This window comes from Streptomyces sp. TG1A-60, assembly GCF_037201975.1.
GTDB lineage: Bacteria > Actinomycetota > Actinomycetes > Streptomycetales > Streptomycetaceae > Streptomyces.
The window spans coordinates 3694407-3707293 of the sequence record NZ_CP147520.1 but is presented as its reverse complement, the minus strand read 5'-3'; the positions used below and the strand labels follow the sequence as shown (position 1 = coordinate 3707293).

The window sequence follows — 12887 nt, the reverse complement described above, 5'->3', positions numbered from 1 at the left end:
TCAGGTCACTCCCACGGGTGATCTGTCGCTTACGCATAGTCCGTTCGGGCCATTCAAGATTGGGCCCGAAGGGGGTGTTGCGCTGTGCCCACCTTCCGTAACGTCCTCAACTGGCGGCGGTGAATATGCCGCTGCCGCCGTGGGGGAGCCTCGATTCGGGAGAGGACGGCGCCGGTATGGGCTGGGTAACCGACTGGAGTGCGCAGGCTGCCTGTCGCACTACCGATCCGGATGAACTGTTCGTTCAAGGAGCAGCGCAGAACAGGGCTAAGGCGGTGTGCACCGGGTGCCCGGTGCGCACGGAGTGCCTGGCGGACGCGTTGGACAACCGTGTTGAGTTCGGCGTGTGGGGAGGAATGACGGAGCGTGAGCGCCGCGCGCTGCTGCGCAGGCGTCCGACCGTCACGTCGTGGCGCAGGCTGCTGGAGACCGCGCGCACGGAGTACGAGCGTGGCGCGGGCATCCTGCCGCTCGACGATGACGAGATGTACGAGAACTACGCGGCGGTGAGCTGAGGACGAGGCCCCTACCGGGCCACGTTCGTCGAGGGCGCCCTTGAGGTGTCGGCGCGTCGGGCAGGTGTGCCGGCTCTTCGGGTGCCCCGGGGCGTGGGATCGGTCGTCGGGCCACGGATCGATCGACCGATCCTCAGTCAGTCGTCGCCAGTCGGAGTCCTCGGCCATCGGTCATTTCTCGGAGTGGTCATTCCTCGGAGGTGGGCAGCTGCTCCGGGCTCGGGGTCGCGAGCCGGTCCCCGATGTCCCGCAGACCCGCCAGGTCGTGGACGTCACCGGGCAGCGCGGCCACTTCGGCCACGGCCACCTCGGGATGAAGCGCGGTGAAGCGGTCGCGTGTGCGCTGCTCGCGGGAGAGCAGCCGCATCCGCTCGGCGTGCAGCCTCAACAGGCCTGACGTGAGTTGTTCCACGGTCTGGTCCGGGGCTTGGCCCGGGTCCGGGGAGCCGTCCTGGGCGCCGGTCGTTGCAGGAGATTCTGAACTGTCGTACGCGTCGGGAGAGTTACGAACTGCTTTCCCGTCCATATGATCCACAATGCGGGGCTCGTCAAGATTTTCCGCGGCGGCGAGCGCGCGCTCGGCGGACAGGTGGGCCGCGCCGCTGTCGTGGACCCGGTTGAGCACCAGCCCGGCCAGCGGCATGCCCTCCGCCGCCAGCCGCTCCACGAAGTACGCCGCCTCCCGCAGCGCGTCCCGCTCCGGCGCGGCCACCACCAGAAAGGCCGTGCCAGGCGCCTGGAGCAGCTTGTACGTGGCGTCCGCGCGCGTACGGAAGCCGCCGAACATGGAGTCCATGGCGGCCACGAACGTCTGTACGTCCTTCAGCAGTTGACCGCCGAGCAGCTTGCCCAGTGCGCCCGTCATCATCGACATGCCGACGTTCAGGAACTTCATGCCGGCCCGCCCGCCGACCTTCGCGGGCGCCAGCAGAACACGGATCAGCTTGCCGTCCAGGAACGAGCCGAGCCGCTTGGGGGCGTCCAGGAAGTCCAGCGCCGAGCGGGACGGAGGGGTGTCGACGACGATCAGGTCCCACTCGTCCCGGGCCCGCAGCTGGCCCAGCTTCTCCATCGCCATGTACTCCTGCGTGCCCGCGAAGCCCGCCGAGAGGGACTGGTAGAAGGGGTTGTTCAGGATCGCGGAGGCCCGGTCGGGGTCCGCGTGCGCCTCGACGATCTCGTCGAAGGTGCGCTTCATGTCGAGCATCATGGCGTGCAGTTCGCCGTCCCCGTCGACGCCCTTCACGCGCCGCGGGGTGTTGTCCAGCGAGTCGATGCCCATGGACTGGGCGAGCCGCCGGGCCGGGTCGATGGTGAGCACGACCACCTTGCGCCCGCGCTCGGCGGCCCGCAGCCCGAGGGCCGCCGCCGTGGTCGTCTTGCCCACACCGCCCGCGCCGCAGCACACGACGATGCGGGTCTCGGGGTCGTCGAGCAGCGGGTCGACCGCGAGGAGCCGGGGAGCGCTGATCGCACGGTGGGCGTCGTGCGCGTGGGCCGAGTCGGGCGTGGCGGCCGGGTCCGGAGTCATGAGATCCCTTGCTGACGCAGTTCCGTGGCCAGTTCGTACAGGCCCGCCAGGTCCATTCCCTCGGCGAGCAGCGGCAGTTCATGGCGCGGCAGGCCCAGCTCGCCCAGTACGCCCCGCTGTTCGTGCTCCAGGGTGTACCGCTCGGCGTACTCCTCGGCCTGCGCGAGCAGCGGCTCCACCAGACGCTCGGCCTTGCCGCCGCGCCGCGCGCCGCCCAGGCCGGCCGTGGACAGCGACCTGGCGACGTCCGTACGCGGCACCGCGCGCGCGAACTCCACCTCGTCGGCGTCCAGCACCTCGGGCCGCACCATGTTGACGATGATCCGTCCCACCGGCAGCTTCGCGGCACGCAGCTCGGCGATGCCGTCCGCCGTCTCCTGGACGGGCATCTCCTCAAGGAGCGTCACCAGGTGCACGGCCGTCTCGGGAGACTTCAGGACCCGCATGACGGCCTGAGCCTGATTGTGTATGGGGCCGATCTTGGCGAGCCCCGCCACCTCGTCGTTCACGTTCAGGAAGCGGGTGATGCGCCCGGTGGGCGGGGCGTCCATCACCACGTGGTCGTACGTGAACCGTCCGCTCTTCTCCTTGCGGCGCACCGCCTCGCAGGCCTTGCCGGTCAGCAGCACGTCCCGGAGGCCGGGCGCGATGGTGGTGGCGAAGTCGATGGCGCCGAGCTTCTTCAGGGCCCGCCCGGCACCGCCGAGCTTGTAGAACATCTGGAGGTAGTCCAACAGGGCCAGTTCGGGGTCGATGGCCAGCGCGTACACCTCCCCGCCCCCGGGACCCACCGCGATCTTCCGCTCCTCGTACGGCAGTGCCTCCGCCTCGAAGAGTTGCGCGATGCCCTGTCTGCCCTCGACCTCGACCAGGAGGGTGCGTTTCCCCTCGGTCGCGAGGGCGAGCGCGAGTGCGGCGGCGACCGTGGTCTTTCCGGTCCCGCCCTTGCCGCTGACGACCTGGAGCCTGCTCACGTATTCGAGCCTAACCAGTTCGCGCGCGGCATACGCGGGGGGCTGTGGACAACCTGTCTCCTCTCGGACTGCCGGCCGCGGGCCATCCCGGCCGTCCCACCCGCCCCGGGGAGCGGCGGAACCCGTGGCGGACAGGGGCCGGGCAGCGGATAGGGTCGGCCGCATGACCAAGTGGGAATACGCAACTGTGCCGCTGCTCGTCCACGCCACGAAGCAGATTCTGGACACCTGGGGCGAGGACGGCTGGGAGCTCGTCCAGGTCGTACCCGGGCCGAACAACCCCGAGCAGCTGGTGGCCTACCTGAAGCGGCCGAAGCCGTGAGCGCCGTCGAGGCCAGGCTCGCGGAACTCGGGCTGAGCCTGCCCGAGGTGGTCCCGCCGCTCGCCGCGTACCAGCCGGCCGTACGGACCGGGGTGTACGTGTACACCGCCGGGCAGCTGCCCATGGTGGACGGCAAGCTGCCCGTCACCGGCAAGGTCGGTGCCGAAGTCACCCCCGAGGAGGCCAAGGAGCTCGCCCGCACCTGCGCGCTGAACGCCCTCGCCGCCGTCAAGTCCGTGGCGGGTGACCTGGACCGGGTCGCGCGCGTGGTGAAGGTCGTGGGCTTCGTGGCCTCGGCGGCGGACTTCACGGGCCAGCCCGCTGTGCTGAACGGCGCGAGCGAGCTCCTGGGCGCCGTTTTCGGCGACAAGGGCGTCCACGCGCGCAGTGCGGTCGGCGTGGCGGTGCTGCCGTTGGACGCGCCGGTCGAGGTGGAGATCCAGGTGGAGCTCACGAGCGCGTAGCCACGGGCCGTACCGACAAGATCGCGGAGACTCACTCGAACATCCGCCTGTAACGGGTTAGCCTCCGCCCATGGCGAACGGGCAGTGGTACCCACCCGAGTGGCCGGACCGTATCCGCGCTCTCGCGGCCGGCACGTTGACACCGGTGACCCCCAGGCGGGCCGCCACCGTCATGCTGCTCAAGGACACGGCCGACACGCCGGTCGTGCACATGCTGCGCAGACGCGCCTCCATGGCCTTCGCCGGAGGCGCGTACGCGTATCCGGGCGGCGGCGTGGACCCGCGCGACGACGACCACCAGATCCGCTGGGCGGGCCCCACGCGCGCGTGGTGGGCGTCCCGGCTCGGCGTCGACGGGGCGGACGCCCAGGCGATCGTCTGCGCGGCCGTCCGCGAGACGTACGAGGAGGCGGGCGTCCTGCTCGCCGGCCCCACCCCCGACACGGTGGTGGGCGACACCACGGCTGACGACTGGGAGGCGGACCGCGCGGCGGTGGCCGCCCGCGACCTGTCCTTCGCGGAGTTCCTGGACCGTCGGGGGCTGGTCCTGCGCTCCGACCTCCTCGGCGCCTGGACCCGCTGGATCACGCCCGAGTTCGAGTCCCGCCGCTATGACACGTGGTTCTTCGTCGCGGCCCTTCCGCAGGGCCAGCGCACCCGCAACGCCTCCACGGAGGCCGACCGCACGGTGTGGATCCGCCCCCGGGACGCGGCCGACGGCTACGGCAAGGGGGAGCTGTTGATGATGCCCCCCACCATCGCGACCCTGCGCCAGCTCACGGTGTACGACACGGCCGCCGCCGCCCTCGCCGCCGCGCCCGCCCGCGACCTGACCCCCGTCCTGGCACAGGCCCGCCTGGACGACGACACCGACGACGTCGTCCTCACCTGGCCCGGCCACGACGAGTTCACCAAGCGCATCCCCTCCGCCGGAGACCCCGTATGACCGACGCAGCAGCCCTTCCGGGCCAGCCGAGGGGTGGGGTTCTCTCCGGGCCCGCCACCGCGCGCGCGGTCAACGTCCTCGCGCCGAACGCGTCCGTGATGACGCTGGACGGGACCAACACCTGGATCGTGGCCGAGCCGGACTCCGAGTCGGCGGTCGTGATCGACCCCGGTCCGCTGGACGACCGTCATCTGCGCCACGTCGTCGACACCGCGGAGCAGGCCGGCAAACGGGTCGCGCTGACCCTGCTCACGCACGGACACCCGGACCACGCGGAGGGCGCCGCGCGCTTCGCCGAGCTGACCAGGACGCACGTACGGGCCCTCGATCCGGCGCTGCGGCTGGGCGACGAAGGGCTGGGCGCGGGCGACGTCATCTCGGTGGGCGGCCTGGAGCTCCGCGTCGTACCCACCCCCGGCCACACCGCCGACTCGCTGTGCTTCCATCTCCCGGCCGATCAGGCCGTCCTGACGGGCGACACCGTCCTGGGGCGCGGTACGACGGTCGTGGCCCACCCCGACGGCTGCCTCGGGGACTATCTCGACTCCCTCCGACGTCTCAGGTCCCTCACGGTCGACGACGGCGTCCACACCGTCCTCCCGGGTCACGGCCCCGTCCTGGAGGACGCCCAGGGCGCCGTCGAGTTCTACCTCGCCCACCGCGCCCACCGCCTCGCCCAGGTCGAGACAGCGGTCGAGAACGGTCACCGCGCCCCCGGTGACGTCGTCGCCCACGTCTACGCGGACGTCGACCGCTCCCTGTGGCCGGCGGCGGAGCTGTCCGTACGGGCACAGCTGGAGTACCTGTCGGAGCACGGCCTGATCTGATCCTGAGCCTGCGCTCAGCGGCCCGTTCGGGACCTCACCGATCTCCGGGGCGCGGCGTTTTGACGCCGTGCACGCGTGCGTACTCCTCGGCCAGCCAGGGCCCGAGGTCGTCCACGTACGACCGCAGGACGGCGGCGTGGGCGACGGGCCCGCCCGACACGGCACCCGGCTCGTACGCGGCGACCGCCGCCGTACGCATCTGTGCGGCGCGCTCGGGGTAGTACTCGCCGAACGCCTCCGCCATCTCCCGCAGATCGCTGGTCCAGCCGTTCCAGCGAGGCATGACGAGGGTGAACCCGGTGCGGACGAGCCGACGGGAGTAACCCCGGACCAGTGACCGCCGGGCCTCGTCGGTGGAGGCCTCCGCTATCCGCTCACGCCAGCGAGGCAGGTGCAGCGCGAGGTCGCCGTTGGTCTCGCGGGCGAGGAGGGAGTCGGGCCGGTAGCGCGGCAGATCCTCCGCCAGGTCCTCGCCGAGCAGCGGAGTGCACAGACAGGCCACGAACCAGCCCAGGTCGTACCGCTCCAGGTCGCTGAGCACCCGCGCCCGGCTGACCAGCAGCGTCCTGGCCCCGTCGATCTGCGGGAACTCCTTGTCCAGCGTCTCGTCCAGCACGCGCGTCTCCGCCCGGTCCGCCTCCGTGGGCTCCTCGCGCAACGCCACCAGCAGATCGAGGTCACTTCGCCCGGGACGAGCCGTCCCCCGAGGAATCGACCCGTACAGGTACGCACTGTGCAGTCGCGCCGCGAGCATGCTGAGAACCTGGTCCCGAGCCACCGCCACCACCGCCCGGAACGCTCCGGGCACCCGTCCGAGCGACCCCTCCCGCTCGATGTACCCCCGGCTGTCCAGCCCTCTTCGACGCCCTGTTTCGGCCATACAACCACTGTGCCCCGAGGGGCGGGCGGGGGCAGGTCGTTTACGGGGTGCGGGGGCGCGGCGCCCCTGGCGGGTCCGGGGCGGAGCGCCGTGAGGGCGGCGCGAGCGGGCCGGGTCCAAGGAGCGGGGCCGAAGGGGCGGCAGCCCCTGGGGACGGAATGGGTAAGGGCGGCGCGGGCGAAACGCGGCGGGGCGAAAAGTGATGGGGCCCGTCCCGCGAACGAGACGAACCCCCATCGACGTGCTACCGGACCTATGCCTGAAACCGGACCTATGCCTGAAACCGGGCCTGCGCCGCTACCGGGCCTGCGCCCGGGTCAGCGCGACCGCTTGGCCAGCCGCTCCACGTCCAGCAGAATCACCGCACGGGCCTCCAGCCGCAGCCATCCCCGCTGGGCGAAGTCCGCCAGCGCCTTGTTGACGGTCTCCCGAGACGCGCCGACCAGCTGGGCCAGCTCCTCCTGCGTGAGGTCGTGCACCACGTGGATGCCCTCCTCCGACTGCACCCCGAAGCGCCGGGAGAGGTCGAGGAGCGCACGGGCGACACGACCGGGAACGTCCGAGAACACGAGGTCGGACATCTGGTCGTTGGTCCTGCGCAGGCGCCGCGCGACGGCACGCAGCAGCGCCGCGGCCACCTCGGGCCGCACGTTCAGCCACGGCTGCAGATCGCCGTGGCCGAGGCCGAGCAGCTTGACCTCGGTCAGCGCGCTGGCCGTGGCCGTCCGCGGACCCGGGTCGAACAGCGACAGCTCACCGATCAGCTCACCGGGGCCGAGCACGGCCAGCATGTTCTCGCGGCCGTCGGGCGACGCGCGGTGCAGCTTGACCTTGCCTTCGGTGACCACATAGAGGCGGTCGCCGGGGTCGCCCTCGTGGAACAGAGCGTCACCGCGCGCGAGGGTCACCTCACTCATGGAGGCGCGGAGCTCCGCGGCCTGCTCGTCATCGAGCGCCGCGAAGAGCGGGGCGCGCCGCAGAACGTCGTCCACGAGTTCTCTCCTTGTCGACCTGCTCAGGGGATCTTGTTTCCCCGTAGTACCAGGGGACCGTGTTCCCCGTTTTGCCGGACGGTCTAAACAGTGTGATCTGTCACAAGGATGCCGCACACATGTCCTGGGGTAAGCGTCAGGGGTCCAATTGGGGGCCGATCTTCTGGGCCCGGGACGGATGTCGGTGCCTGGCTTTAGGCTGGCCGGGTGTCCAAAACGCCGGTGAGAGCACAGGCCAAGGGGGCTGGGCAGGTGGTTGTGCGTCGCGATTCCGCTGTCGGCGAACAGGACTCCATGGGAGCGAACAAAACGGCAAAGGCGACGAAGGTGTCCGATCCATCAGCGGCGGAGAACCCCGCCCGGAAGACCACGGCCCCGGCGACGAAGGCCGCACCGACGAGAAGGTCCACGACGTCCCCGAAGACGCCGGCGGCGCGGACGACGGCAGAAGCGCAGCCCGCGCCCGTGGCGCGGAGGTCACCAGCAGCGGGGAAAGCGCCGTCGAAGATGCCCCGGCCTTCCCGCCCCGAGTCGCGGACCGCCCTCGTCCGCCGCGCCCGCCGTATCAACCGCGAACTCGCCGAGGTGTACCCGTACGCGCACCCGGAGCTGGATTTCGAGAACCCGTTCCAGCTGATCGTCGCGACGGTCCTGTCGGCCCAGACGACCGACCTGCGGGTCAACCAGACGACGCCGGCGCTCTTCGCGAGGTATCCGACCCCCGAGGACCTGGCCGCGGCCGACCCGGAGCAGGTCGAGGAGATTTTGCGGCCCTGCGGGTTCTTCCGGGCCAAGACGAAATCGGTGATAGGGCTGTCGAAGGCGCTGGTGGAGAACCACAGGGGCGAGGTCCCCGGCCGTCTCCAAGACCTCGTCAAGCTGCCCGGCGTCGGCCGCAAGACCGCCTTCGTCGTGTTGGGGAACGCCTTCGGGCGGCCCGGGATCACCGTGGACACGCACTTCCAGCGGCTCGTACGGCGCTGGAGGTGGACCGAGGCGACCGATCCCGACAAGATCGAGGCGGCCATCGGCGCTCTCTTCCCGAAGAGCGAGTGGACGATGCTGTCGCACCACGTGATCTTCCACGGCCGCCGTATCTGCCACGCCCGGAAACCGGCCTGCGGCGCCTGCCCCATCGCCCCGCTCTGCCCGGCGTACGGCGAGGGCGAGACGGACCCGGAGAAGGCCAGGAAGCTCCTGAAGTACGAGAAGGGCGGCTTCCCCGGTCAACGCCTCAAGCCCCCGCAGTCGTACCTGGACGCGGGCGGCATCCCGGCCCCGCCTCAGGGGGCCACCGGATGACGTTCCGCACACAGCACACCAGCGCGTACGCCCCCTCCGGCACGCGCCCCGCCGCACCCTCGCCCCGCCACCCACACGAGGGATGCGAGGCCCGAGCGGAACGATCAGCGGGTCTCCGGCCGTTGGGACCGGAAGAACGACGGGGGTGGCAATGACACGCGCGAGCTGGACGGGCGGCGGTACGGACACCGACAGCGGGCACCACACGCGGGACGCCCGGCCCGGCCTGCCCGGGTCGGACGGGCACAGGCCGGGTTCGGACGGAGCGGAGCTGGACACCACCGGCCTGCCCGCCTGGCTGGACCCGGTGGTGCGCGCCGTCGAGACCATCGAGCCACCGCAGCTGAGCCGCTTCCTGCCGCCGGCGAACGGCTCGGGGCGGCAGTCGGCGGTCCTGATCCTGTTCGGCGAGGGCCCGCGCGGGCCGGAGCTGCTGCTCATGGAGCGTGCCGGCTCGCTGAGATCGCACGCGGGCCAGCCGTCCTTCCCCGGCGGTGCCCTCGACCCCGAGGACGGCGACCCGCAGACCGACGGCCCGCTGCGCGCCGCCCTGCGTGAGGCCGAGGAGGAGACCGGACTCGATGCCGCCGGCGTGCAGCTCTTCGGCGTGCTGCCCAAGCTGTACATCCCGGTCAGCGGCTTCGTCGTGACCCCGGTGCTCGGCTGGTGGCGGGAGCCGACCCCGGTCCGGGTCGTCGACCCGGACGAGACGGCACGCGTCTTCACCGTTCCCGTGGCGGATCTCACGGACCCGGCGAACAGAACCACCGCCATTCACCCCCGTGGCCACGCGGGTCCGGCATTTCTGGTCGAATCCGCCCTGGTGTGGGGTTTCACGGCCGGAGTGATCGACCGTCTGCTGCACTACGCGGGCTGGGAGCGCCCCTGGGACCGTGACAAGCAGGTCCCGCTCGACTGGCGCTCATGACAGGGTGTCTGCCGTGCTGCGTCTTTCGGGGCCTGTTGTGTCCTCCTGTCGCCGTGCGGCGGACCGGACCCCGGTCGGTCTGTAGTGATCGCGAAGCGACGAGGCGAGGCTTGAAGCGGTGAACGTGCTGGACATCCTGTTGCTGGTCGCCGCCGTGTGGTTCGCGATCGTGGGCTATCGACAGGGCTTCGTCGTCGGCATCCTGTCGGTGATCGGCTTCCTCGGCGGCGGTCTCGTCGCGGTCTACGCCCTGCCCGTCATCTGGGACTGGATGACCGACAACTCTGAGGTCAGCACGGCTGCCGCCGTCGTCGCGGTGGTCATCGTGATCGTCTGCGCCTCCGTCGGCCAGGCCCTCACCACCCACCTGGGCAACAAGCTGCGCCGGTACATCACGTGGTCCCCGGCCCGCGCCCTGGACGCCACCGGCGGCGCCCTCGTCAACGTCGTGGCGATGCTCCTGGTCGCCTGGCTGATCGGTTCCGCACTCGCCGGGACGACGCTGCCGACGCTCGGCAAGGAGGTCCGCAACTCCAAGGTGCTCCAGGGCGTGGCCCGGGCCCTGCCGAACCAGGCGGACACCTGGTTCGCGGACTTCTCCTCGGTGCTCACCCAGAACGGCTTGCCGCAGGTCTTCAGCCCGTTCTCGAACGAGCCGATCACCGAGGTCCAGCCCCCCGACCCGGCGCTCGCGAGCAGCCCGGTCGCCCAGCGCGCCCAGCGGTCCATCGTCAAGGTGATGGGTACGGCCCAGAGTTGCGGCAAGGTCCTCGAAGGCACCGGCTTCGTCTTCGACGAGCGCCGTGTGATGACCAACGCGCACGTGGTCGGCGGAGTCGACGAACCCACCGTCCAGATCGGCGGCGAGGGCCGCAAGTACGACGCCAAGGTCGTCCTCTATGACTGGGGGCGCGACATCGCCGTACTGGACGTGCCGGGCCTGCGGGCGCCCGTGCTGGAGTTCACCGCCAAGGACGCCGTCAGCGGCGACGACGCGATCGTGGCGGGCTTCCCGGAGAACGGCGCGTACGACGTCCGCCCCGCGCGCGTGCGTGGTCGCATCACGGCTGACGGCGCCGACATCTACAAGCGCGGCACCGTCCACCGCGACGTCTACTCCCTCTACGCGACCGTCCGCCAGGGCAATTCCGGCGGCCCGCTGCTCACGCCCGAGGGCGAGGTGTACGGCGTGGTCTTCGCGAAGTCCCTCGACGACCCGGACACGGGCTACGCGCTCACCGCGGACGAGATCGAGGAGGACATCGCCAAGGGCCGTACGGCCAACCAGCAGGTGGACAGCGACAGCTGCGCCCTCTGAGACCGGGTGGGGCCGTGTGACGAGACGTGGTGAAGGCCGCCCCGTAAGCGTCAGGGACGGGAGTGGCGCAGCCGGGCCGAGACCCAGCGGGCCCGGCGGCGCAGGATGCGCGGAATGCCCAGCCGGGGATCCGTGCCCGGCAGTTGCGGGGCGCCCCTCTGGTGGGAGCTCAGGCCCGCGGCCGAGCGGCGGTTGCGTGCTGCGTCACTGTAGTCGTGCGTCCAGCCCATACCCCGACGTGTGCCCCCGCCCCAAGGTCGATAACCGCCCCCACACCCCCCAATTGGCCTATGCGCCGGGCAAGTGGCTGTTCGGGGAACATGTGTTCATGCCGGGCTGTGCCTTCCCGGGGGCTGTGACATCAGTGGCTCCGACGGGGCCCGGGGGCCCCGTCGGAGCCGGCTCGGCCGCCGTTCACCGGTCGGGTTCCGGATCCTTGAGCCAGTTGATGAGTTCGGCCGAGAACGCCACCGGGTCCTCCTCGTGCGGGAAGTGCCCCAGCCCGTCGAACAGCCGCCAGCGGTACGGCGCTTCGACGTACTCCCCGGACCCGGCCGCGCTGCGTGTACGCATCACCGGATCCAGCGAACCGTGCAGGTGGAGGGTGGGCACCCGCACCGGGCGCTTCATCCGCCGGTTGAACTGGATGCCGTCCGGGCGGGCCAGCGACCGCACCATCCACCGGTAGGGCTCGATCGAGCAGTGCGCCGTCGACGGGACGCACATCGCCCGCCGGTACGCCTCCACGGCCTCGTCGTCGGGCAGCCGAGGCCCCGACCAGTCCCGGATCAGCCGGCCGACCAGGGCACCGTCGTCGGCGGTGAGCTGCCGCTCGGGGATCCAGGGCCGCTGAAACCCCCAGACGTAGGAGCCCGCGGCCGTCTGCTTGACGTCCGAGAGCATCGCCGAGCGCCAGCGGCGCGGGTGCGGCATCGAGGCCACCGCGAGCCGCCGCACCAGTTTGGGGCGCATCACGGCCGCGGTCCACGCCAGATAGCCGCCCAGGTCGTGGCCGACCAGCGCGGCGTCGGGCTCGCCGAGTGACCGTACGACGCCGGTGATGTCGAGGGCGAGGTTCGCGGGGTCATACCCCCGGGGCGTGCGGTCGCTGCCGCCGACGCCGCGCAGGTCCATGGCCACGGCACGGAAGCCCGCGTCGGCGAGGGCGACCAGTTGGTGCCGCCACGTCCACCAGAACTGCGGGAAGCCGTGCAGCAGCAGCACCAGCGGCCCGTCGCCCACCTCGGCGATGTGGAAGCGCGCGCCGTTGGCGGCAACGTCCCGGTGGACCAGCTCCTTCGCGCCGGGCACGTCGAGCCGTACGGGAGACGCGTGCTGGTTCCAGGAGGCGGCCGGGGTGGCCGCGGGGTCCGTCATGGGGTTGAGCGTGCCACAGCCTCGACGGCGTCGTCGGCCGGGGCGGGCCGGCGGGGGTGCGGCTTGGCGTTCTGCAGTACGCCCGCCGTCTGCTTCATGGAGGCGGCGACCTTCTGCGGGCCCTGTCCCTTCTTGGCCTTCTTGGAGAAGACGACGCCGATGAGCGCCAGGACGAGCGCGACCACCACGTTCGCCAGGAACGACAGCAGGAAGCAGAGGGCGAGGTTCCAGTCGCTCCAGGTGCGGATGCCGTACGCCAGGGCGAAGCTCAGCATCGGCAGCGAGAAGATCAGCACCGCGCCGGCCGCCGTGAACGCACCGCCGCCGACCACGCCTCGCTTGACGTCCTGCCTGAGCTGGGCCTTGGCGAGCGCGATCTCGTCGTGCACCAGCGCGGACATCTCGGCCGTCGCCGAGGCGAACAGCTGACCGACACTGCGTTCGGCTCCGACCGGGCTGCCGTCGGGTGCGCTCATCGGGGTCTCCCTCATATGCGTGTGTACGGTCCTGT

15 protein-coding genes are annotated in these 12887 nt (G+C 71.3%); 8 read left to right on the top strand and 7 right to left on the bottom strand.

The features are described 5' to 3' along the window. The first annotated feature begins 176 nt into the window (after positions 1–176). The gene (gene wblA, locus WBG99_RS15740; RefSeq protein ID WP_033524587.1) at positions 177–515 is read left to right on the top strand and encodes a transcriptional regulator WblA; all 339 of its coding nucleotides are present in this window, start codon (positions 177–179) and stop codon (positions 513–515) included. Positions 516–702: 187 nt separating this feature from the next. Here wblA and WBG99_RS15735 read toward each other — a convergent pair whose 3' ends face one another. Next, on the bottom strand, positions 703–2046 hold the full coding sequence (locus tag WBG99_RS15735) for an ArsA family ATPase (protein ID WP_338896911.1): 1344 nt from the start codon (positions 2044–2046) through the stop codon (positions 703–705). Continuing rightward, a complete protein-coding gene (locus WBG99_RS15730; RefSeq protein WP_338896910.1) occupies positions 2043–3020 on the bottom strand; it encodes an ArsA-related P-loop ATPase in 978 nt (325 codons plus the stop codon). Before WBG99_RS15730 ends, WBG99_RS15735 begins: the two co-directional genes overlap by 4 nt. 163 nt (positions 3021–3183) lie before the next feature. Here WBG99_RS15730 and WBG99_RS15725 point away from each other — a divergent pair, with 163 nt between their 5' ends. The 4 genes from WBG99_RS15725 to WBG99_RS15710 all read left to right on the top strand — a co-directional run bounded on the left by WBG99_RS15725 (position 3184) and on the right by WBG99_RS15710 (position 5579). Then, positions 3184–3342, top strand: a complete 159-nt coding sequence (locus WBG99_RS15725; RefSeq protein WP_086785308.1) for a DUF4177 domain-containing protein — start codon at positions 3184–3186, stop codon at positions 3340–3342. Beyond that, a complete protein-coding gene (locus tag WBG99_RS15720) occupies positions 3339–3806 on the top strand; it encodes a RidA family protein (RefSeq protein ID WP_338896909.1) in 468 nt (155 codons plus the stop codon). The genes WBG99_RS15725 and WBG99_RS15720 overlap by 4 nt, the downstream gene beginning before the upstream one ends. Before the next feature lie 70 nt (positions 3807–3876). Further along, positions 3877–4752, top strand: a complete 876-nt coding sequence (locus WBG99_RS15715) for an NUDIX hydrolase (protein ID WP_338896908.1) — start codon at positions 3877–3879, stop codon at positions 4750–4752. Beyond that, on the top strand, positions 4749–5579 hold the full coding sequence (locus WBG99_RS15710; RefSeq protein ID WP_338896907.1) for an MBL fold metallo-hydrolase: 831 nt from the start codon (positions 4749–4751) through the stop codon (positions 5577–5579). The genes WBG99_RS15715 and WBG99_RS15710 overlap by 4 nt, the downstream gene beginning before the upstream one ends. A 34-nt stretch (positions 5580–5613) precedes the next feature. Here WBG99_RS15710 and WBG99_RS15705 read toward each other — a convergent pair whose 3' ends face one another. Beyond that, complete coding sequence (locus WBG99_RS15705; protein WP_338896906.1) at positions 5614–6459, bottom strand: nucleotidyltransferase domain-containing protein; 846 nt, start codon at positions 6457–6459, stop codon at positions 5614–5616. Between the two features lie 317 nt (positions 6460–6776). Beyond that, positions 6777–7451: a Crp/Fnr family transcriptional regulator gene (locus WBG99_RS15700; protein WP_338896905.1), complete on the bottom strand. Its 675-nt coding sequence runs from the start codon at positions 7449–7451 to the stop codon at positions 6777–6779. A gap of 507 nt (positions 7452–7958) precedes the next feature. On the opposite strand from WBG99_RS15700, the gene nth reads away from it, so the two are divergent. From nth to WBG99_RS15685, 3 genes are all read left to right on the top strand, one after another. Next, positions 7959–8753 carry an endonuclease III gene (gene nth / locus WBG99_RS15695; RefSeq protein ID WP_338896904.1) on the top strand — a complete coding sequence of 265 codons (795 nt, stop codon included), beginning with the start codon at positions 7959–7961 and terminating at the stop codon, positions 8751–8753. Between the two features lie 151 nt (positions 8754–8904). Then, complete coding sequence (locus tag WBG99_RS15690; protein WP_338900361.1) at positions 8905–9681, top strand: CoA pyrophosphatase; 777 nt, start codon at positions 8905–8907, stop codon at positions 9679–9681. 118 nt (positions 9682–9799) lie between these two features. After that, entirely contained in the window at positions 9800–10999 is a 1200-nt protein-coding gene (locus tag WBG99_RS15685) for a MarP family serine protease (protein ID WP_338896903.1), read from the top strand. A gap of 50 nt (positions 11000–11049) precedes the next feature. Here WBG99_RS15685 and WBG99_RS15680 read toward each other — a convergent pair whose 3' ends face one another. The 3 genes from WBG99_RS15680 to WBG99_RS15670 form a co-directional block, all read right to left on the bottom strand. Beyond that, complete coding sequence (locus WBG99_RS15680) at positions 11050–11229, bottom strand: hypothetical protein (RefSeq protein WP_338896902.1); 180 nt, start codon at positions 11227–11229, stop codon at positions 11050–11052. A 184-nt stretch (positions 11230–11413) separates the two neighbouring features. Next, positions 11414–12376: an alpha/beta hydrolase gene (locus WBG99_RS15675; protein WP_338896901.1), complete on the bottom strand. Its 963-nt coding sequence runs from the start codon at positions 12374–12376 to the stop codon at positions 11414–11416. Then, complete coding sequence (locus tag WBG99_RS15670) at positions 12373–12852, bottom strand: phage holin family protein (protein ID WP_338896900.1); 480 nt, start codon at positions 12850–12852, stop codon at positions 12373–12375. Before WBG99_RS15670 ends, WBG99_RS15675 begins: the two co-directional genes overlap by 4 nt. Positions 12853–12887: the final 35 nt, after the last annotated feature.